Origin of the sequence: Bacillus sp. BPN334 (assembly GCF_008368885.1) — a bacterium.
GTDB lineage: Bacteria > Bacillota > Bacilli > Bacillales > Bacillaceae_G > Bacillus_A > Bacillus_A wiedmannii.
Genome location: NZ_QOZW01000006.1, coordinates 690,595 through 711,412, shown reverse-complemented (window position 1 = coordinate 711,412; position 20,818 = coordinate 690,595). Strand labels below are relative to the sequence as shown.

Genomic DNA, 20,818 nt, shown 5'->3' with positions numbered 1-20,818 from the left:
GCTGTCCGACCGTTAATACCGGATAAATTAAACCATTTTTCTTTTAGTATTCCCCCTTTAAAAAACAAAACTTAGAAAAAAGCTCCCATATAAGTTCGTTTCTACTGCCTACTCCGACCTTTTCAAAAATTGACTTGAAATGATCCTGAACTGTATACGTAGAAATACACAATTCTTTTGCCACTTCTTTCGTTGACATCCCCCTAACAATTCCTACTATCACTTCTTTCTCTCTTTGAGACAAACTATAAGAATCTGCAAGAAGAGGAAAAACTTCTTCTGGCCGTGCACTTTCGAACAAAACCCTATATCCTGTATGACAACTACTGTAACTTTCTAACCTACTTGCACGAATAACCAAAAATTGTCCACACGTTAAACTTATACAGACTGTTGCTTCTTTATTAGTTTCATTTGCTTTTACTTGCGAACAAACTGCACGTATCGGCCTTGGAATGTCCTCTTCAGTCAATTGTTCATACTTTCTAAAGTTTGATAACCATATGTATCCTGTTTCATCCCAATAATTTAGTTTAAGATTTTCATTTAATATAATCATGCCCATTCCTACTACTTCTATTTTTTCTTCTGAACGGGTTATAAAGGATGTTCTTAAAGTATCTCCTGCCAATAAACCCACCTTCGATAAATACTTACATTCATCATGCTGAAAAGGTATTTTTGTATTATCTCGAAACAAACTTAAGTGTCCAAAACATTTTCCTTTACTCATACAAACCACTCTTACTTCATCTATAAAACCGGCTGGTTTTAAAATATTTCGATACCTAGCGCTTTTTATCGAATTATCATTTGTGACAATACGTATCGCACCAACATGAGGAGGCTTTCGTGCTAACTCTTTAAATTTGTTATAATCATCCTCTAAAAATTCATTCATAAATAACTGCGGATGCAGTTGTTCAATTCTTTGATCTGTATATGCTCCGGTTGATAAAAATGTACGCGGGTCTATAGCGGTGAAGCAGGAAGCATCAAAAGGAATTACCTTTTTTAATATATTTAAAAAATCTTTTTGAAATTGTCTAGTTGAGCTCTCGCTTTTCATTAACAGTGTTATTTCTTTCGTTGCCTGTTCATAAATCATCTTTATTCCCCCCAGATTTATGGGATTGTTTCCTCTAACCATTTCATTTCATAATAAAGTGAAACTTTATTGGAAAAGAGGAGGCTAAAAAATGAGCTGGAATGATCATACTGTACATACATATGAACGAACAATTCCGTTGAAAATCCCTGGATATTTTACCCTTTATAACATGATGAATCATTTTTTACTTACTACACTCCCTAAAGAAAATATGAATCCCAATTTAATAGTTATAGGTGCTGGTGGTGGACAAGAAATTCTCTCAATAGGCAAACAAAATAGCAACTTATCTTTTACAGGTGTTGATCCATCTGAAAGCATGCTACAGTTAGCTAAAAAAAGAATTGAAAACGAAGGCATACAAAATCCAATTCACTTTGTACATGGAACTGTGCATTCATTATTAACCAATCCATTATTTGACGCTGCTACTTGTATGCTTGTTCTTCACTTCATCCCAACTATTAAGGAGAAAAAAGAGTTACTTAATGAAATTAGTAGTCGCTTAAAGCCTGGTGCTCCATTCTTTCTCTCTTCAATAAATGGTGTACCCCATACAAGTATGTTTTCTGCACAATTAAATGCTTGGCACAACCATATGATGCAAAATCAAATTCCATTAGAAGATTGGAACAGATTTGAAAATTCTTTTGAAACGGAAATATTCCCTATTTCCGAAACGAATCTACTAACTATTATGGAGGAATGTGGCTTTACTCAAATTACTCGCTTTTTTACTAGTTTTTTAATTGATGGATACGTTGCCTTTAAACAATAAGGAAAAAAGGTAAGCAATTGCTTACCTTTTTTCTACCTTCTATACGTGACTAATAAATCTTAACCCTTTACTTAAAGAGGTCGGCACAACTGATGCGTGATTCTCCCCTTCAGCCTCATAAAACGTAAATCTAAACTGATCGTGTTTTACTTGAAGAAGGCGCTCTGATAATTCGTTTGCCCCTACAACCATATGCTCTCGTTCTAGTGATCCGACTGTAAGGAACACTCCTGTTTCAAACTTAGCGTTGTTTAATTCACTTATAAGGTTCTCTTCTTTTTCAAGTACGGATTGGTTATTCCACCAAATAGATGGACTACTTATAAAATAATTTTGAAAGGCATTTAAGTTGGTAAATAGTATATGTAAAGCAAATAAGCCACCTAACGAATGCCCAAATAACGTTTGCTTTCCTTTATCAATCTCATAATTATTTTCAATTTGAGGTTTCAGTTCTTCTTCCAGAAATGTAAAGAAGTTATGTGCTCCTCCTGTTTTAGGCCACGGTTTGCCATCTGGTTTTAAAGGTGCATCTTTTGAAATTACACTAGGCGTAAAATCATAGCATCTTTCTTCACCTGAAAATGCCCCTTCAATTGGATAACCAATACCTACTATAATGGCTGGTGAAACACCTGTTTTTTCCGCTCTAACTGATTGTATTTTAACCGCTTCATGGAATGTTTGAAAAAAAGCATTGCCATCTAATACGTATATAACAGGATATCCTGACTCTGGCGCTGGTCGCCTCGGCTTTGAAATATGAATTTGATATTCCTTACCTTCTAATTTCGAATACATTTTCCACTGTTCTGTATTAGTTGTTATAATCTGCTGTTTTTCAATAGTAGTATTCATCTTATATCCCTCCCTCTTAACTCGTTACATATATTTCTACTTTCTCTTCTTGAGAGACAACACTATCGTATCCAAAGCAAACAGGAGATCCATTATACGGATCAATCATGACACGCGCATCAATATGAAATACTTCTTTTAACACTTCATTTGTAATGATTTCTTCTGGGATACCAGTTGTAACGATTTCCCCTTCCTTCATTGCAATAATCTCATCTGAAAACCTTGCTGCATGGTTAATATCATGTAGTACCATTACAACTGTACAATTATGTTCTTTATTTAACTTCTCCACAATTTGTAATACATCTAATTGATGAGACATATCAAGATATGTCGTTGGTTCATCTAGTAGTAACACTTCTGTCTCTTGTGCTAAAGCCATCGCTAGCCATACCTTTTGCCTTTGACCACCTGATAAATTGGCAATTTGTCTCGTTCGAAATTCAGAAGTTTTCGTTATATCTAATGCCCAGTCAATCATCTCTTTATCTTTTGAAGTTAACTTATTTACATTATTTCGATGTGGATAGCGTCCATAAGAAATTAATTCTTCCACTTTAAGTTCTCCTGGTGCAATTGGAGTTTGCGGGAGTAAAGCTAACTGCTTCGCAATTTCTTTCGTTGGAATCGTATTTAAATCCTGTCCTTGCAAATATACTTTACCGCTCTTTTGCTTTAAAATTCTTCCCATCGTTTTTAACAGTGTTGATTTACCGCACCCGTTTGGCCCTATAATTGTCGTTACTTTTCCTTCTTGTATTTCCACATTTAAATCGCGAAACACTGTAAGCTTTTCATAACTCGTTTCTAAATTTTTTGCACTTAAAATACTCACTTTTATTCCTCCTCTTACGCTTTCGCCTTATAAAGTAAATATAAGAAATACGGTACACCGACAATAGAAATAACGATCCCAACAGGTAACTCTACAGGGGTGAAAACTGTTTTTGCAATAAAGTCTGAAGCTATTACAAGGAACATTCCGATTACTCCACACGTAGGAATGATATGCTTATGTTGAATACCAACAAGTCTTTTCGCTATATGCGGTGCCATTAAACCAATGAAACCAATACTTCCTGAAACTGCAACACATGCACTGACAAGTCCGATACTACTTAGTAGTAAAATAGATTTCTCTCTTTCTACCGAAACACCTAAACTTGTAATACTCGTTTCTTCCAATTGAAATAAATCTAATAAATAAGCTTTTTTTTGTATAAGCGGAATTAATATGATAAGCCACGGCAACATAGCAACAATATACTTCCAGTTTGCGCTATATATGCTTCCTGACACCCAAACTGCAGCCATTTCGAAATCAGTTGACTTCATTTTGAGTGATAAGTACATAGAAAATGCTCCAAATCCTGATCCAATTGCAATCCCTGTTAATAAAAGACGTTGCGAGTCTAGCTTACCGTTTTTCCATGAAAACAGATAAATGATGATAGCTGCACCTAATCCGCCGACTAAACCAAACATTGGCATCATCATAATAGACATCCAGTCTGTGCTCTTTAATTGCCCTTGAAAGAAAAACATAAAAATAACGATGGCTGTGCCGGCCCCAGCATTCACTCCTAAAATACCTGGGTCTGCCAATCCATTCCTCGTAATCCCTTGAATAACAGCACCTGCAACGCCTAGGCCTAATCCTACTAATCCAGCGATTACGATGCGCGGAAGACGAAACTCAAAAATAACTAAATCATGATCTGGTACTGGATCTATTCTAAAGAGTGTTTTAAATACATCTTTAATCGTAATATCAAACGTACCATTCGTTAAACTAATATAAATTGCACATAGTATTAAAAATATAATAATCCCCATTGTCATTCCAAAGCGCTGACTCGAACTTTTAAGCATGTCTCTCTCCTCCTCTTGTACGGATTAAATAAAGGAAGAAAGGAATTCCAATTAAGGAGGTAACGACTCCAATTGGTGTTTCAAATGGATAGTTTACAAATCTACTTAAAACGTCACATAACGCTAAAAACACGCCACCAATCACGCCTGCACATGGCAATATCCACTTATAATCTACTCCAATGATAAAGCGAGTAATGTGCGGAATAATTAAGCCTACAAAACCAACTTTCCCCACTAAAGCAACTGCCGTTCCTGTTAAGAAAATAACCGATAAAATAGCCATCGCTTTAACTAGTTTTGTACGCTGTCCTAGATTAATAGAAACTTCTTCTCCTAAAGAAAGAATAGTAATAGATTTTGATATTAACAGCGCTAAAACTATTCCAATTATCCCAAACGGTATCGTGATTTTAATGATATTAGGGTCCACTTGGTCTAACTTTGCATTAAACCAAAAACTAACATTTTGAGAAATTTGGAAATATGAAGCCATTGCAGCAGATACACTACTTAAAAATGTTCCAATAACTGTTCCGATAATCGCTAACCTAACTGGTGATAAGCCATTTTGAAGGAGCGAACCAAAACCAAAAACGATACCGGCTCCTAGTGCAGAACCAATCATTGAACATAAAACCATACCAATTGATGACATTCCTGGAAGAAAAATCATGCAAAGTGTAATAACAAAGGCTGCCCCATCCGTCACACCCATAATAGAAGGGGATGCAAGATAGTTTCTTGTCATCCCCTGCATAAGTGCTCCTGATATGGCTAGAAACGCTCCGACTAAAAGAGCTGCAACTACCCTTGGTAAACGTGAAGTAATAATAATATTATGATTTACATCGCTTGAATCAAAATGAAATAATGCGTTCCACACTGTTTCAGCATCAATACTTTTCGCCCCATACAAAATAGAAAGTATAACTGTAAATAAGATCAGTATGGGTGCTATACATAATATGGTTACTGGTACTGCATTTGTTTTCTGCATATCATTCAACGCACCTTACTTATTGTATTATTTAGATAAATTTTTTACTGCTTCTTTTAAGAATACTGTTTTACTCCAAGCTGTACCACCTTGTGCCATTGGGTCTACAACGTTTACAAATACTTTCTTTTCCTTCGCAGCATTCATACTTTGCCAAATTGGATTGCTTTCAATTTCTTCTAGCACTTTCGGATTTTTATTTTCACTTGCCTCATATTGTAAGAAAATATAATCTGGGTTAAGTTCAGCAAGTTTTTCAAATGAAATTTTCTCTTGTGCTTTTACAGCTTTAAGTTGTTCTGGAGCAGTTAGCCCAAGATCTTTATAAATGACAGGGTTGAAGTATACTCCTTCTGGATATAGGAATAATTCGTTTGCTCTTAGTCTAATGACAAGTACTTTTTTGTCTTTTAACTTATCTCCTAGTTTTGCTTTTGCTTTTTCAGCATCTGCATTGTAATCTTTAATAATTTTTTCTGCTTTATCTTTTTTACCAGTTAATTCTCCCATTAACTTTAAGTTATCTTCCCAATCTGTTGAAACATGTGATACTGGGAATGTCGGAGCTACTTTCGTAAACTTTTCAGCTGTTTCTGCTGGGAATTTCGTACTTGATGTAATAACGTCTGGCTTTAATTGTAGTAATGTTTCAAAATTTGGTTGCATTTTCTCACCAACAGATTTCGCACCCTCTAAATCTTTCTCAAGATACTTCGGTAATTTACCACCTACAGTAATGGCACCTACCGGCTTAATACCAAGTACCGCTGCATCTTCCATTGACTCTAAACTAGCTGTCGCAATTTTATCTACTTTTGCTGGTACTGTATATTCTTTACCTAAATATGTAATTTTTCTTTTTTCGTCTTTTTTCGTTTCCGTAGCTTTTGTCTGTTGCTTTTGTTCTCCTGAAGTTTTATCCGTACTATTGCATGCTGCTAGTCCTACACTTAATACTGTAACCATCCCTAATGTAAATAACTTCTTATTCATCTTTATATATCTCCTCTCGAATTTTCAAACAATATTCTTAATAAAATTTAACTATATGAAACTTATCTTACATATATATTTCATTAAATTAATAATTCTATCCAGAACTCATTCTCGTTCACTTCCCCTAAGCTATAATTCTTTTTACACCTCATCCTTTGATAACCTTCCCCACTGATAATGATTATCGTTACTAAGTATATATTTAATATGCGATTATTTCAAGAAAGATTTGAAAAATTTTAACAAAATGAATAAAAAAAGAAGTATCTGCCTAATCCTAGGAAGATACTTCTTTTTTTAGAAATTTATATGTAATTCAACTGGGCAATGATCTGATCCCATTACTTCACTATTAATTTTCGCCTCTGTTATTTTATCTTTCATTCTTTCCGAAACAACAAAATAATCTAAACGCCATCCAATATTTTTTGCTCTCGCTCCCATACGATACGACCACCACGAATATGCACCTTCCTGATCAGGATACAGATAACGATACGTATCAATAAATCCCTCTTCTAAAATACGTGTGAATTTCTCCCTTTCCTCATCAGAGAATCCAGGATTTTTACGATTACTTTTTGGATTTTTTAAATCGATTTCTTTATGAGCAACATTTAAATCTCCGCAAAAAACAACGGGCTTTTTTTTATCTAATTGCTTAATATAAGCCCGGAAATCATCTTCCCATTTCATTCTGTAATCTAATCGTTCTAATCCACGTTTTGAATTTGGTGTATATAACGTAATTATGTAAAAATCTTCGAATTCTAAAGTGATAACTCGTCCTTCTTGATCATGCTCTTCAATTCCTAAACCGTATGTAACAGCAAGCGGTTCTTTTTTCGAAAAAATTGCTGTTCCTGAATAACCTTTTTTCACGGCATAATTCCAATATGCATAATATCCCTCTGGATTTAAATCAATTTGTCCATCTTGTAATTTAATCTCTTGTAGACAAAATATATCAGCACTTGATTCCTCGAGATATTCTAAAAATCCACCTTTTGCGATAACAGCTCGCAAGCCATTTACATTCCATGAAATTAACTTCACTTATAGCCCTCCTCTTGATGTTTATTTCCAAATTTCATGCTATCACAAAATAGAAAAACAATCATATTTTCACCTTTGTAATCTTGCTCTTACATTTGTGAATACATACATACGCACTTTATTCAGGTTATACTAATTTCAGAGGTGATGTTCTTTGCACAATGAAGGGGTTACGTTAACAAATGAGCATTGGCAAGCAATTATTCATAATGATTCTTCCTATGATAGTAAATTCTTTTATGCTGTGAAATCAACCGGAATCTTTTGCAGGCCATCATGCAAATCAAGAATACCGAATAGAAACAATGTACGAATTTTTCATCACGCAGAGCAAGCATTGAGTGAAAACTTTCGCCCGTGCAAACGTTGTAAGCCAAATGGGATCACTTTACCTAATGAAGAGTGGGTAAAACAAATTAAAGATTGTATCGAAAAAGACTTTAACGAATTATTAACTCTCGACATACTTGCTGAAATGTGCCATGGTAGCCCATTTCATTTACAACGCACTTTCAAAAAAATGACTGGGATAAGCCCAATAGAATATATACAACAGTTTAGGATTGTTAAAGCGGCAGAGCACCTTTTACAAACAAATCAATCCATTAAAGAAATTAGTACTGCTATCGGGATAGAAAACCCAGAGTATTTCGCAACTTTATTTAAAAAGAAAACCGGGTTTACTCCTACTGAATATCGAAAAAAGAACGAAATGAAAGAAGGATACAATAATGAATTCCTCCAAAAATAAATTTATATATTGGACGCTACTTACACATGAAGATTGGCATTTTCATATTGCTGCAACTGAAAATGGACTATGCTTCATTGGATCACAAGATGAAAGCTTTGAAGAACTAAATATATGGGCTAGAAAAAAATTGCCACAACATATATTGGCATGTAATCCAGATTACCTGCCATCATATACGAAAGAAGTTATCGAGTATTTAGAAAGTAAGCGAGAAACTTTTACATTCCCTATCGATGCTTACGGAACTGATTTTCAATTATCTGTTTGGAATACGGTACGTGAAATTCCTTATGGAAAGACATATTCTTATTCAGAAATTTCCGAAAGAATGCACAAACCTACTGCTGTGCGTGCCGTTGCTACTGCTATTGCTGCCAACCCTCTTCTCATTACAATTCCTTGCCATCGTGTTATTGGAAAGAATGGTAAACTAACTGGTTTTAGAGGTGGATTAGGAATGAAGAAAGAGTTGCTTACATTAGAAAAGTCGCAGGTAGAATTCATATGACAACAGAATATACTAACGCATTAACTTTAGCAGTTCCAACAGAATTTAGTTTCCAAGAAAATTTACGCTATCTATCACGTTCTAACAATGAATGTATGTTCCAAATTGAAGATAACAAAATTTATAAAGTTATTCCTGTTCACGATGTAAATCCTTTAGTTGAAATTAGTATGAATACGAATGGTAATATTCAAATACGTTTTTTAGAAGAATTATATACATCTGAAGAATCGGTATGCGAAGCTGTAGCTACTTATGTGAAGGATTGGTTTGATTTAACTACTGATTTAGCTCCCTTTTATACATTAGCTAAACTTGATGTACTCCTTCAAGGACCAATTGAACAATATTATGGCCTTCGTACTTTAGGTATTCCAGACTTATTTGAAGCACTTTCCTGGGGAATTATCGGTCAGCAAATTAACCTCACATATGCTTATACGCTAAAAAGAAGATTAGTCGAGCAATTTGGTAATTATGTAGAATGGAATGATAGAAAACATTGGATATTCCCTTCTCCTGAAACGATTGCACATTTACACGTAGAGGAACTTAAAAAATTAAAAATGACGACTAGAAAATGTGAATATTTAATCGGTATTGCAAAGCTTATTACAGAAGGAAAACTATCAAAAGAATCTTTACTGCAAATACAAGATGTGAAACAAGCTGAAAAACAATTAACTGCTATACACGGTATAGGACCGTGGACTGCCAACTATGTTTTAATGCGTTGTTTACGATTTCCTTCCGCTTTTCCAATTGACGATGTTGGCTTGCACAATGCAATTAAATATATAACAGGTTCTGAAAGTAAACCGACTAAACAGGAAATAAAAGATTTTGCGGCAAATTGGACCAACTGGGAGTCTTACGCAACTTTTTATTTGTGGCGAGTATTATACTAAAAAACCAAGTAGCGCATCCGCACTACTTGGTTCTTTTTTAAGCTTGTTCCTCGAATCGTCTTGCGATTTCCACAATAACTTGAACAGCTTTTTCCATCGTATCCACCGAAACATATTCAAATTTACCGTGATAGTTTTCACCACCTGTGAAAATATTCGGCGTTGGTAATCCCATATACGATAATTGTGATCCATCTGTTCCACCACGAATCGGATGAATGTTTGGTTCGATATTTAAACTTTTCATCGCTTCATATGCAATATCAACAATTTCTCTCACTGGTTCGATTTTTTCAAGCATGTTATAGTATTGATCATTCATTTCTAAAACGACTGCATTTTGTCCATACTTCTCTTGCATTTGCTTCACAATATTTTCAACGTTATGTTTACGCGCCTCAAAATTTTCACGATCAAAATCTCGAATAATATAATACGCTTTACTTTGCTCAACATCACCATTTAATGAAAGTAAATGATAGAATCCTTCATAGCCTTCTGTATATTCTGGTGCCTCTTCTACTGGTAAATATCCATTAAACTCCATAGCAAGTTTAGTTGCGTTACGCATTTTATTTTTCGCTGTTCCAGGATGTGTATTCGTTCCATTAAACGTTAACTTAGCGCCTGCAGCATTAAAACTTTCATACTCTAAACCACCTAATGGACCGCCATCCATCGTATAAGCACATGATGCACCAAACGCTTCTACATCAAAATGCGCTGGCCCACGGCCAATTTCTTCATCCGGCGTAAATGCAACTCTTATTTTCCCATGCTTAATTTGTGGATTATGTATTAAATAGTTCATTGCAACCATAATTTCTGTAAGACCAGCTTTATCATCTGCTCCTAGAAGTGTCGTACCATCCGTTGTAATAATCGTATGTCCTTTATATAATGGTAATTCTGGAAACTGTTCTGGCGTTAACACAACATTTAGCTCTTCATTTAACGTAATCGCATTGCCATCAAAATTTTCATGAATTTGTGGTTTTACGTTTTTCCCTGTAAAATCTGTTGCCGTATCTAAATGTGCTAAAAAGCCGATTACTGGCACATCCTTATCCGTATTAGCAGGAAGTGTTGCCATTACATACCCATTATCATCCATTGTTACTTCTGTTAAGCCAATCTCTTTTAACTCTTCCACTAATAACTTACCAAACTCAATTTGTCCAGGTGTTGTTGGTACTGTATGACTTTCTTCATTTGATTGTGTATCAATCTTTACATATCTCGTAAATCTTTCAATAAGCTCTTGTTTCAAACTCGTTCACTCCCTTTTATATTTCTTTCTCTATTATAATCCTTGAGACGAAATATTTTAACTTTTTTGACTGTGAATGCATAAATTTCATTTGTATTCAACAGTTTTAAACAAACCCTAAAAAGTCGTAATATTTGTACATCAAAACTCTTACATGTAATATACATAATTATACAATATAGGAGGTTTTAAAGATGAGGCTAACTCTCTTTCGCTATTTTCTTTTTTTCTTAGGGTTAATTTTCTTTGGCCTTGGAAATGCTCTTGCAGTCAAAGTAAAATTTCTCGGTTTACATCCTTGGGAAGTTTTAAATATGGCTCTCTACCAAAGATTTGGATGGACCATTGGTACGTGGAGTGTCATATGTGGATTATGTCTCGTTCTCATTTCTTTATTAGTAGATCGAAAATATATAAATGTGGGTACATTTTTAAATGCACTACTTATCGGTCCCATTATGGACTTTTTCTTACAATCAAACATTCTTCCAAACGCTAGTAATTATTTATGGATAAACTTACTCATTTTATTTGCTGGTATTGCAATTACAGGTATTGGGGGAGGGATGTATGTTGCGGCTGGGATTGGTGCTGGCCCTCGAGATGGATTCATGCTTACTATTTCCGACAAAACAGGGCTATCTATTAGTCGTGCTAGAATCATAGTAGAATGTGTTGTACTAGTTATTGGATTTATGCTAGGAGGTCCTGTTTTCATCGTAACTTTTCTTTACACCTTTATTCAAAGTCCAATCTTTCAGCAATCATTTAAGATGTTTCAAGCCCTCTTACATACTTTACATAACAAAGAGAAAGTTAGTGAACATATTTAAAATACAACTTAATACAAAGTATTCACCCTATTTACGATTCTCATCGCAAATAGGGTGTTTCTTTTTTTATCTCACAATTTAAGAATATATACTACTCATTCACAATAAATGTATATATATCATCATAAATACAACCATTTACTTTAATAACATACTTCCCTGGTTTACTAAAACGAATTGTGTATTTATTTAACTGAATTGCTTCTTTATCTCCAGAAAGAATATCAATACTTCTACCACTCAATACATAAAATGCACTTTGATTCATCGTTACATCAATTGCATTGAAATTTTCTTCTTTTACCTGCTGGGTTTCCGCAGCGCTTACACTTGGTTCTAAAAATAGTAGTCCACTTAATCCAACCGTACCTGCTAAAGCTACTCCCGCAAACTTTTTAATCTTTTTCATCACATTGTCCTCCTTATAAATTTTGTATAAAGGTGATTTTCCCCTTTACACCACAAAGCCTATATGTAATGAAATGAAAAGTAAACGGGGACCGTAAGACAAAATTCTACATCTTTTTTTCCAATTGAATAGAAATCCAACGTTTGGAGTTTTGTCACATTTAAAATTGTTTCCTTAAACCAACTTCCATTTATATTATTCAGAAATTGAATAATTACTTATTAATTTAACATTCTAAAAATAGTTGATAAAAATGCATTCTATAAAAAAGAGTGTGTTTTATAAGTACAAATTAAAACACACTCCATATATGCAGTTTCATTCTCCTATCCATAATCTTTCTACATTCATGAATTGCTCCTCTTTAAATTCCAACTTATATATGTCAGGCTTTGATGTATGTATTAAAAATTCAAACCCATATTGGTTATTGAAGTAATTCATCATTAATGTCATTACAAGTCCATGTGTGCCAATTACAATTTTTTGTCCTTGAAAATTCATTAATATTTTCTTTAACATTTTCACTACCCTTACCTGACAATCCTTATATGACTCTCCTTCTGTTAGTGCAAAATCCGGATCAGAGAACATCTTCTTTACAAGTGGATACACCTCTTTATCTGATATAATCTTATCCTCACTTAAAAACATACACTCTTTGAGATTCTCATATACTACTACTTCTTTTTCATAGAAATCGGCTGATTTTTCTATCGTTAACACAGCCCTCTTATACGGACTTGAAATGAAAGTATCGATTCCCTCTGTTTTTAATATGTCTGTTACTCTGTGAGCGTCTAAACTTCCCTTTTCAGTTAAACCACGTGTTCTTTCACTCCCTTCTAATTTTGATGATTCACCGTGCCTAACCATATAAATATATGTATTCATACTTCCTCCTTGAAAATATTCATTCGTTTTTTATAAATTTTGTTGTTTTGTTCGTGTAATCCATTCTCCTACTAAACTCTCGAATAGTTCAGGCTGTTCAATTTGCAAATTATGTCCCGCCATATCAAGCACCGCTAATGTTGCTCTTGGATAATCTTCAATAATTTCTATAATATCTCGATAACCTACCGATATATCTTGTCTTCCTGCTAATAAAAGAACGGGTTTCTCATATTTCTTTCGGTGAAACTCCATAGTAAGAGAATAATTTTTTTGCAACCTTTCAATAAATTCATAATTAGCAACATCTAACCCCGGCTTAATTTCTTCTTTAAATCGTTTATATGTATATTCATTTGCTACCACTGCTAACTCGCTAAATTCTTTTCTTTCGGTAGAAGTTAACGTATTTAAAAACTCCTTATCTTGTACAATTATCTGTTTATCCGGTAAACGTCTTTCTTTTTGCAGCGCAACAACCACAGGACATATTAATAATAATCCATTGACTCTCTCAAACATTTTTGAAAGTATCCCTCTAGCTAAATATCCGCCGAAAGACTCTCCTACTAGTAAAAAATCTTTCTTTGGAATGATTTCTTCAATAAATATAGTTAACACTTCTAATATATGATCTGAACTATTTATCCAATCTGGAGCGTTCGACTTTCCCATTCCAGGTAAATCAATATATATTCGTTGATAACCTTCATATTTTTGAAATACTGATTCCATACATTTCATCATTAACCTATGATCCGGCGCACAGCCATGTATGATAAGGACCGGTTTCCCCTCTCCAACAATTTCATAGTATATTTCCGCACCTTTCATTCGCCATAACATAAAAAGTCCTCCCTATTTAGTGAAAATACTATCCACTCTGTAAGAATACATGTTCTTATTTTATATCCCTTTGTAACATTTTTACAAATGTTAATTTTCAGATTAAAAATAAAAACCTTACTTAAAATAGCCTATAACAATCAAAAGATCAGCTAGAAAGAGGATTCTCATCATTTTATATGCAATTGTGCATCTCCACTTACAAATTACTAAAAAACCTTTACAATTCAAAGGATGACTAAATATACAATTTCCATTTAAAATCTTGATGAAGTACATATTATCAAACTCAATATTTTTCAATTTTAAGAAGTATTAAACTCTTCAATAGTTTCCTTATAAACAAGATTTTTACAAGGAAATCTGATACAATTCTTAAATAATATTATTATGTATAGATATTACGAATATAGTGCATAATTAAAGAAGGTGATTTCATTGAAATTAAATAAAAATTTACAACTATGTATATTAATCGGAACATTAATATGCTATTCAATCTATTTTATATTTTTTTATCTGTTCCCTACTCATTTTTCAAATTCGGATGTACGCTTCGCTTCACTTATCGTTGAAGCCATTACATTTGTATCACTAATTTATTCTATATATTCTAAAAAAGTCAGTTCAAATCCATTTTGGGTATGTATCACAATAGCAATTGGGAGTTTTTTATTAGGAAAAATAGTATATACATATCAAGATAGCTTCTTCGAAATTCCAATACATCGTTTTACTATTTCTGATGTATTTTACATGTTTTTTCTACTCTTTTGTCTTATCGCTTTCAGTTATAAAATTTTAAAAGAATGCGATAAATGGGAAAAAGCGTTCTTTATTTGTGATATATGTATAGTACTTACTTCCATATTCACATTAGAGTGGTATTTATTTAATCAGCCAAATTTAAATATATTCTCTCTTTCACTAGGAGATGTATTCCTTTCATTTCTATATCCAATTGCAGATTTATTATTTCTTCTACTAGGCGTTAGTCTCTTTTTCCGTCCGACAATTTTTAATTCTAAACGGAAGATTTATATCTTTATTTTTGTATTAATAAGTTCTGCAACTTTTAACTATATTTACTTTTACTTAAATAACCATTTATCAACTGAAACGATAACATTATTACGTCTTTTATATAGAATACCTATATTATTTATTGCAATAGCTGGATCTATTTCAGCAGATCGTAATAGCCATAAAAATTATTTCATTGTTAACCCTATAATAGGAAAAAAGGCTTTAGTTGTATTTCCCTATCTTGCTGTTGCAATACTAATTGGGTTTACATTAAAAGAACAAACATCATCTTCAACTCTCATTACAGGAAATTGTATTACTTTTATTTTCGTACTCATTCGTCATTCTATTGTACGTATGCAAAACAATTCCCTAACGAAACGTTTACAGGCATTTAATGCGCAACTAGAAGAAAAAGTGACTTTACGGACTTCTGATTTAGTTCATAAATCAGAGGCTCTATCTCAAAAACAACAAAAGTTTAAATCGTTATATGAATATCACCCTGATCCTATTTTTACAATTGATTTACATGGCGTATTCTTAAATGTAAATCAAGCCGGGAGTATACTACTTGGGGCACCAACGAACGAGTTACTCGGTGAAACATGTTTTTCGATTATTTTAGATGAAGACAAACATAAACTAACATCTGCATTAGAAAAGGTGAAACAACAAGAATCGGCATACTTACAACTAAGTTCTAAATATAAAGATGGTTTTACTTATTTCTTATACGTTACCATCGTCCCTATTATAATAGACGGACAAATTTCAGGAAGCTATATTATGGTAAAAGATATTACCGCACTAAAAAAGCAACAAGAAGAAATAAAGTATTTAGCATTCCATGATACTGTAACAAAAATTGGAAACCGTGCCTTTTTCCATAAGAAATTAAAAAGAGTTATAAAACATGCTAAAACGACAGAAAGCGAGTTTGCATTATTATATTTAGACTTAGATCGCTTTAAAGCGATTAACGATACACTTGGACATTCGGCAGGAGATCACATATTAGAAGAAGTAGCGAAGCGATTCCAATCATGTCTTCCATCACATACTCATCTGTCAAGAATCGGTGGCGATGAATTTACAATCTTAATTGAAAACTATACTGACGAAGATTCCTTATTCGATTTATGCAACCAGTTATTTGAATGCATGGAAAAACCGTTTGTCATACATGAGCATACATTAACTTTATCACTTAGTATCGGCATCGCTATTTATCCACATTCCGGAATCGATACCGCTACACTTTTGAAAAACGCTAATGTTGCAATGTATGATGCAAAGGCAAAAGAGCTTAACTCTGTCTCTATTTATGACGATGTAATCGCTAAAAAAATTGAAAGACGATTACGATTAGAAAAAGATTTACCAAACGCAATACAAAATGAAGAATTGTTCCTTTTATATCAACCTCAAGTAGATAGTGAATCTAATAAAATTATCGGTGCAGAAGCTCTAATCAGGTGGAATCATCCTGAATTAGGCGTTATTTCTCCATACGAATTTATTCCGATTGCAGAAGAAACACTACAAATTATTCCAATAGGAAAATGGACATTGCAGCAGGCCTGTGAGCAAATGAAACGTTGGCACACACTCGGATATTCTCATTTGAAAATTGGTGTAAACTTATCTGCTAAAGAATTTGAACAAGAAGATTTTATAAAGTCTATTTCTTCTACATTAGCAACTACATGCTTACCGGCAAGTTCTCTCGACCTTGAATTAACAGAGCGCATTGCAATGATGGATGAGCGAGAAACATTGATAAAGCTCCGCACACTAAAGAGTTTAGGAGTTCACATTTCAATCGACGACTTTGGTACAGGTTATTCTTCACTAGCGTATTTACCTTTATATCCAATAGATACGTTAAAAATCCCAAGAGAATTTATAACAATGTCTGAAACGTGTGAAGATGGAATGGAAATTATTAAAACGATTATCACATTAGCACATACATTAGAAATGTCTGTCATTGCTGAAGGTGTAGAAACGAAAGAACATGTGAATTTCCTTCAAAAAAATAAATGTCAGTTTATTCAAGGTTACTATTATAGTAAACCTATCCATACTCATGCATTTACTGAGCTATTAGAAATCGGTATTCACCCATAGTATATAGCTAATATGGATAAGTAATAATGAATTTGAACAACTATAGTAAAAAGGAAAGAAGATACCTTCTTTCCTTTTGTTTTTTTATTTAAATTTCTATTACTTCACCACTTCATTTATTATATCTATTAATTGACGAATCCCCTCATCATTTGTTTTCTTATATCCATTCATGTTTTGAATATATCTCTCCTTATTTGTATGCAACTTATTTATTGCATGTATGAATACATTCGTACTTATTCTGTCCTGGAGTATAACTTCCGCATATCCTTGCCGAGAAAAATATTCAGCATTTAAAACTTGATCTCCCCTACTGGAACTGTTAGTTAACGGGATAAGCAACATCGGTTTCTTCAAAAATAGCAATTCAGAAATAGCAGTAGAACCCGCTCTAGAAACTACAACACTCGCCATATTTAGTATATGCGGCAACTCGTCCCCTATATACTCAAATTGCATATAACCCTCCATACCAATAGATGAATCCACCTTACCTTTACCGCACATATGAACAATATTAAAATTTAATAGTAATGTTTCCAAACTTTCCCTTACCATATCATTTATCCACTTAGCACCTTGACTCCCACCCATAATTAACAATACTGGTTTATCTTGCTGAAATTTACAATAGCTTCTTCCCCGCAATACGTTGCCCCTCTCAATTTCTTCCCTTACAATTGGTCCTACATAAACCTTCTTCTCATTACTGACAGTTTCTCCTGTCTGAGGGAATGTTGTGCATAGTTTTGTAGTAAAAGGTAATGCTATTTTATTTGCTAATCCTAACGTACTATCTGGTTCACGTATTATTACAGGCACTTTATTCATCCACGCTCCTATTACTACAGGAACGGACACAAATCCTCCTGCCGAAAAAACAACATCTGGTTTTATTCGTTTCATCAATTTATAACTTTGTATGCAACCTTTTATTATTTTAAAAGGATCTTTAAAGTTCTCCCAATCCCAATATCTCCTAAGCTTCCCCGTTGAAATACTATTGTATTTCACATTTTGAACTAATAGTTTTTCAATTCCATTTTGAGATCCAATATACTCAACTCCCCATCCTTTTTCCATAAATTTAGGAATCAATACCATATTAATCATTACGTGTCCGGCTGTACCGCCCCCAGTAAAGAGAATCTTTTTATTCATAATTTATATCCACCTTTATCATTAAAAATCTTGTTTTATACTAATCTATTAAATGTAAGTAAACTTACTATTATTTATATAAACATGTAACTCAAATCCTATATCTTGCAAAAAATCTTTAATGAGATCATAAAAATCATTTCCATACTCACTACATTCATAATGAGCAAAGACTTGAATTACATGCCTAGTTCCTGGACCTATTACTGGATTTTTCCTATCATCCTTTTTACCTTCCACATAGGCTCGACATTTATTTATCGCCTCATAGATACACAAAACATGCTCTTCCTCATCTTTCCAGTCCAGCGTATCAACAATTAAAAGAAATAGCGTATTTTGATTATCTATTGTTTTATAGCCATTCATATATTTCTTACACCCTTTTTATTTTTCATTGAATGCAGATTTCACTACACTTCGCATACTCGAGTACATCTTTTAATGATTGATGGAATTGAATTTCTGGGACCCAACCTAACCTTTTTATATCCTCTATTACTAAACTCTCATTTGATTCGCTCCCACTATGCTCGGCTTCTTTTATGGAAAAATTCAGCTGTGTTAATTCTTTGTATTGTTCTAGTACATCTAATAAAGATCGTTTCACTCCTGACCCGACATTATATTGTTTTCCATTTATCCCATCTCGTAATAACACATGATACGCTTTAACCGCATCACGTACATCTAGAAAATCCCTACTATCTTTCAAACTGTTTACTTCAATAATTGCTTCACTTTTGTTCGACTCTATAGTTATCATTTTTTTTGCAAGAATAGAACAAATACCATTCGATACTCCTGGACCAATTAAATTCGAGGGCTTTGCAATGATAATATTTGAATTCATTAATTCACTCCACGCCTCTGCAATAATGATTTGCATCGTTTTACTTAAACTATATGGATTTGAAATTTTTATTTTGTTCATACTATCTGCTTGCAAAGCAGATCCTATAACCAATATCCTACAATGAGGTGCTTCTTGCTTAATTGCTTCTAATAAATATAATGTCCCTATTACATTAATCTCTACATATTCAAGAGCGGCTGTCCAAGACTCTATGACCGAATTCTTTCCTGCTAAATGCAATACATAATCTGGCTTTATTTGTTTCATTACCTTCATTACTTCGCTCTTATTAGTTAAATTACAAGTAATACCATTCCCAATTATTTCTCTATGCGCACGATTTTGAAACATGGGAATTACATGAAAACCCTGCTCTAAAAAATATTGGCAAGCATGGCGTCCTGTGAAGCCATTTGCACCAGTTATTAAGAGCTTCGCATTTTTTTTCATCGTAAAAACCCTCCTTTTAATAACATTTGTTTCACCTCGTGTTTTGCAAGTAAGTCTTGTTGAGAACTAAAACTCTTCACATCTACTAGCGGATAACTAGTATAATATTCTTGCAGCCCTTCTATAGGAATAGTCGGTAGTACCACAAAATAATTTTGATCAAAGCTTATACTTGTTTTACTCTCTACCTCAGATAAAAGCATTTCACTTAATTTTTCACCCGGCCTTATCCCTATCTCTTTTAACTTCACGTTTTCTTTTTTTGAATCTTCAATTAACACTTCTGCTAAATCTGTTATTTTACATGCTGGCATTTTCATGACAAAGATTTCTCCACCTCTACCTTGATATACGGCTTTAAATAACAATCCAACAGCATCTTCAATCGTTAAGAAAAATCTAGTCATATTTGCATCGGTAATCCCTACTTGTGAAGATTTTTTAATTTGGTTTTTAAAAAGTGGTACCACACTTCCGCTCGTCCCTAAAACATTTCCACCACGAACACAAATAAATTTTGTTTTCTTCGTTTGCATATTCGCATGAACCATTAACTTCTCACCAATTGCTTTTGTCATCCCATACGTATTTGATGGGTCAGCTGCTTTATCCGTTGAAACATATATAACTTTCTCAACTTGCATCTGTATAGATGCTTCAATTACATTTTGTGTACCATGTATATTAGTTTTTATAGCTTCATAAGGATAATACTCACATACTGGAACATGTTTTAAAGCTGCAAGATGGAATACATAATGTACACCTTGGCATGCATAGGCTATTTGATCTTTATCACGAATATCTCCAATAATAAATTTTAACCTATCATCATTTATAAACTGTTGCTGCATTTCAAACTGAACCGTTTCATTTCTTGAAAAAACCCTAATTTCTTTCGGGGATTTTTCTAATAGTTGTTTTATAAGTTCATGTCCCCACGAACCTGTACCACCAGTAATTAAAATTATTTTATTCAGCATCTCTTTTCCTCCTACCAAACATTTCAATTCATATAGTATTTATAAAATTTATTGAATTATTTTCAATTGATTTAAATCATAATCGTCGTTTGTTACATTTAATTGACAAA

Annotated in this window: 21 protein-coding genes; 6 read left to right on the top strand and 15 right to left on the bottom strand. The window is 33.4% G+C overall.

Annotated features, from left to right (window positions below; all coding sequences use genetic code 11):
- Positions 1-43: 43 nt before the first annotated feature.
- The gene (locus tag DN393_RS10705) at positions 44-1,108 is read right to left on the bottom strand and encodes a helix-turn-helix transcriptional regulator (protein WP_088047326.1); all 1,065 of its coding nucleotides are present in this window, start codon (positions 1,106-1,108) and stop codon (positions 44-46) included.
- A 91-nt stretch (positions 1,109-1,199) separates the two neighbouring features.
- On the opposite strand from DN393_RS10705, the gene DN393_RS10700 reads away from it, so the two are divergent.
- Positions 1,200-1,889: a class I SAM-dependent methyltransferase gene (locus DN393_RS10700; protein WP_064475059.1), complete on the top strand. Its 690-nt coding sequence runs from the start codon at positions 1,200-1,202 to the stop codon at positions 1,887-1,889.
- A gap of 39 nt (positions 1,890-1,928) precedes the next feature.
- Here DN393_RS10700 and DN393_RS10695 read toward each other — a convergent pair whose 3' ends face one another.
- The 6 genes from DN393_RS10695 to DN393_RS10670 form a co-directional block, all read right to left on the bottom strand.
- Entirely contained in the window at positions 1,929-2,747 is an 819-nt protein-coding gene (locus tag DN393_RS10695) for an alpha/beta hydrolase (RefSeq protein ID WP_064475058.1), read from the bottom strand.
- Between the two features lie 16 nt (positions 2,748-2,763).
- The gene (locus DN393_RS10690; RefSeq protein WP_048545874.1) at positions 2,764-3,585 is read right to left on the bottom strand and encodes an ABC transporter ATP-binding protein; all 822 of its coding nucleotides are present in this window, start codon (positions 3,583-3,585) and stop codon (positions 2,764-2,766) included.
- 14 nt (positions 3,586-3,599) lie between these two features.
- Positions 3,600-4,622 carry a FecCD family ABC transporter permease gene (locus DN393_RS10685; RefSeq protein WP_064475057.1) on the bottom strand — a complete coding sequence of 341 codons (1,023 nt, stop codon included), beginning with the start codon at positions 4,620-4,622 and terminating at the stop codon, positions 3,600-3,602.
- Positions 4,615-5,622, bottom strand: a complete 1,008-nt coding sequence (locus DN393_RS10680) for a FecCD family ABC transporter permease (RefSeq protein ID WP_001173055.1) — start codon at positions 5,620-5,622, stop codon at positions 4,615-4,617. The genes DN393_RS10685 and DN393_RS10680 overlap by 8 nt, the downstream gene beginning before the upstream one ends.
- 27 nt (positions 5,623-5,649) lie before the next feature.
- Positions 5,650-6,615: an iron-hydroxamate ABC transporter substrate-binding protein gene (locus tag DN393_RS10675; protein ID WP_048545878.1), complete on the bottom strand. Its 966-nt coding sequence runs from the start codon at positions 6,613-6,615 to the stop codon at positions 5,650-5,652.
- 300 nt (positions 6,616-6,915) lie between these two features.
- A complete protein-coding gene (locus tag DN393_RS10670; RefSeq protein WP_000767613.1) occupies positions 6,916-7,674 on the bottom strand; it encodes an exodeoxyribonuclease III in 759 nt (252 codons plus the stop codon).
- 154 nt (positions 7,675-7,828) lie between these two features.
- Here DN393_RS10670 and DN393_RS10665 point away from each other — a divergent pair, with 154 nt between their 5' ends.
- From DN393_RS10665 to DN393_RS10655, 3 genes are read left to right on the top strand one after another with little or no spacing between them, the layout of a single operon-like run.
- Entirely contained in the window at positions 7,829-8,425 is a 597-nt protein-coding gene (locus DN393_RS10665) for a bifunctional transcriptional activator/DNA repair enzyme AdaA (protein ID WP_088047325.1), read from the top strand.
- The gene (locus tag DN393_RS10660; RefSeq protein WP_149173486.1) at positions 8,406-8,936 is read left to right on the top strand and encodes a methylated-DNA--[protein]-cysteine S-methyltransferase; all 531 of its coding nucleotides are present in this window, start codon (positions 8,406-8,408) and stop codon (positions 8,934-8,936) included. Before DN393_RS10665 ends, DN393_RS10660 begins: the two co-directional genes overlap by 20 nt.
- Positions 8,933-9,844: a DNA-3-methyladenine glycosylase family protein gene (locus tag DN393_RS10655; RefSeq protein WP_064475054.1), complete on the top strand. Its 912-nt coding sequence runs from the start codon at positions 8,933-8,935 to the stop codon at positions 9,842-9,844. Before DN393_RS10660 ends, DN393_RS10655 begins: the two co-directional genes overlap by 4 nt.
- Before the next feature lie 37 nt (positions 9,845-9,881).
- Here the strand turns inward: DN393_RS10655 and pepT are convergent, their stop codons facing one another.
- The gene (gene pepT, locus DN393_RS10650; RefSeq protein WP_000807012.1) at positions 9,882-11,114 is read right to left on the bottom strand and encodes a peptidase T; all 1,233 of its coding nucleotides are present in this window, start codon (positions 11,112-11,114) and stop codon (positions 9,882-9,884) included.
- 194 nt (positions 11,115-11,308) lie between these two features.
- On the opposite strand from pepT, the gene DN393_RS10645 reads away from it, so the two are divergent.
- Positions 11,309-11,947, top strand: coding sequence for a YczE/YyaS/YitT family protein (locus DN393_RS10645; protein WP_064475053.1), 639 nt, complete (start codon positions 11,309-11,311; stop codon positions 11,945-11,947).
- A gap of 91 nt (positions 11,948-12,038) precedes the next feature.
- Here the strand turns inward: DN393_RS10645 and DN393_RS10640 are convergent, their stop codons facing one another.
- From DN393_RS10640 to DN393_RS10630, 3 genes are all read right to left on the bottom strand, one after another.
- Positions 12,039-12,356, bottom strand: coding sequence for a hypothetical protein (locus DN393_RS10640; protein ID WP_064475052.1), 318 nt, complete (start codon positions 12,354-12,356; stop codon positions 12,039-12,041).
- Positions 12,357-12,674: 318 nt separating this feature from the next.
- Complete coding sequence (locus DN393_RS10635) at positions 12,675-13,250, bottom strand: histidine phosphatase family protein (protein WP_064469414.1); 576 nt, start codon at positions 13,248-13,250, stop codon at positions 12,675-12,677.
- A 30-nt stretch (positions 13,251-13,280) separates the two neighbouring features.
- On the bottom strand, positions 13,281-14,096 hold the full coding sequence (locus DN393_RS10630; RefSeq protein ID WP_064469413.1) for an alpha/beta fold hydrolase: 816 nt from the start codon (positions 14,094-14,096) through the stop codon (positions 13,281-13,283).
- A gap of 438 nt (positions 14,097-14,534) precedes the next feature.
- Between DN393_RS10630 and DN393_RS10625 the strand changes: the two genes are divergently transcribed.
- The gene (locus DN393_RS10625; RefSeq protein ID WP_142289353.1) at positions 14,535-17,255 is read left to right on the top strand and encodes a sensor domain-containing phosphodiesterase; all 2,721 of its coding nucleotides are present in this window, start codon (positions 14,535-14,537) and stop codon (positions 17,253-17,255) included.
- A gap of 99 nt (positions 17,256-17,354) precedes the next feature.
- Here DN393_RS10625 and DN393_RS10620 read toward each other — a convergent pair whose 3' ends face one another.
- The 4 genes from DN393_RS10620 to DN393_RS10605 are packed head-to-tail and all read right to left on the bottom strand — an operon-like array spanning position 17,355 to position 20,708.
- Complete coding sequence (locus DN393_RS10620; RefSeq protein WP_064475050.1) at positions 17,355-18,419, bottom strand: undecaprenyldiphospho-muramoylpentapeptide beta-N-acetylglucosaminyltransferase; 1,065 nt, start codon at positions 18,417-18,419, stop codon at positions 17,355-17,357.
- A 48-nt stretch (positions 18,420-18,467) separates the two neighbouring features.
- Positions 18,468-18,788, bottom strand: coding sequence for a DUF6572 domain-containing protein (locus tag DN393_RS10615; protein ID WP_064475049.1), 321 nt, complete (start codon positions 18,786-18,788; stop codon positions 18,468-18,470).
- A 25-nt stretch (positions 18,789-18,813) separates the two neighbouring features.
- Positions 18,814-19,725, bottom strand: a complete 912-nt coding sequence (locus tag DN393_RS10610; protein ID WP_064469409.1) for an SDR family oxidoreductase — start codon at positions 19,723-19,725, stop codon at positions 18,814-18,816.
- Complete coding sequence (locus DN393_RS10605; protein ID WP_064475047.1) at positions 19,722-20,708, bottom strand: UDP-N-acetylglucosamine 4,6-dehydratase family protein; 987 nt, start codon at positions 20,706-20,708, stop codon at positions 19,722-19,724. Before DN393_RS10605 ends, DN393_RS10610 begins: the two co-directional genes overlap by 4 nt.
- Between the last annotated feature and the right edge of the window lie 110 nt (positions 20,709-20,818).

Excerpts from the sequence above, each read along its gene's own strand:
- DN393_RS10620 (WP_064475050.1), bottom strand. The coding sequence starts at position 18,419 with ATGAATAAAAAGATTCTCTTTACTGGGGGCGGTACAGCCGGACACGTA.
- DN393_RS10705 (WP_088047326.1), bottom strand. The coding sequence starts at position 1,108 with ATGATTTATGAACAGGCAACGAAAGAAATAACACTGTTAATGAAAAGC.
- DN393_RS10615 (WP_064475049.1), bottom strand. The coding sequence starts at position 18,788 with ATGAATGGCTATAAAACAATAGATAATCAAAATACGCTATTTCTTTTA.
- DN393_RS10685 (WP_064475057.1), bottom strand. The coding sequence starts at position 4,622 with ATGCTTAAAAGTTCGAGTCAGCGCTTTGGAATGACAATGGGGATTATT.
- DN393_RS10640 (WP_064475052.1), bottom strand. The coding sequence starts at position 12,356 with ATGAAAAAGATTAAAAAGTTTGCGGGAGTAGCTTTAGCAGGTACGGTT.
- DN393_RS10680 (WP_001173055.1), bottom strand. The coding sequence starts at position 5,622 with ATGCAGAAAACAAATGCAGTACCAGTAACCATATTATGTATAGCACCC.
- DN393_RS10700 (WP_064475059.1), top strand. The coding sequence starts at position 1,200 with ATGAGCTGGAATGATCATACTGTACATACATATGAACGAACAATTCCG.
- DN393_RS10645 (WP_064475053.1), top strand. The coding sequence starts at position 11,309 with ATGAGGCTAACTCTCTTTCGCTATTTTCTTTTTTTCTTAGGGTTAATT.
- DN393_RS10630 (WP_064469413.1), bottom strand. The coding sequence starts at position 14,096 with ATGTTATGGCGAATGAAAGGTGCGGAAATATACTATGAAATTGTTGGA.
- DN393_RS10635 (WP_064469414.1), bottom strand. The coding sequence starts at position 13,250 with ATGAATACATATATTTATATGGTTAGGCACGGTGAATCATCAAAATTA.
- DN393_RS10660 (WP_149173486.1), top strand. The coding sequence starts at position 8,406 with ATGAATTCCTCCAAAAATAAATTTATATATTGGACGCTACTTACACAT.
- DN393_RS10675 (WP_048545878.1), bottom strand. The coding sequence starts at position 6,615 with ATGAATAAGAAGTTATTTACATTAGGGATGGTTACAGTATTAAGTGTA.
- DN393_RS10610 (WP_064469409.1), bottom strand. The coding sequence starts at position 19,725 with ATGAAAAAAAATGCGAAGCTCTTAATAACTGGTGCAAATGGCTTCACA.
- DN393_RS10655 (WP_064475054.1), top strand. The coding sequence starts at position 8,933 with ATGACAACAGAATATACTAACGCATTAACTTTAGCAGTTCCAACAGAA.
- DN393_RS10605 (WP_064475047.1), bottom strand. The coding sequence starts at position 20,708 with ATGCTGAATAAAATAATTTTAATTACTGGTGGTACAGGTTCGTGGGGA.
- DN393_RS10695 (WP_064475058.1), bottom strand. The coding sequence starts at position 2,747 with ATGAATACTACTATTGAAAAACAGCAGATTATAACAACTAATACAGAA.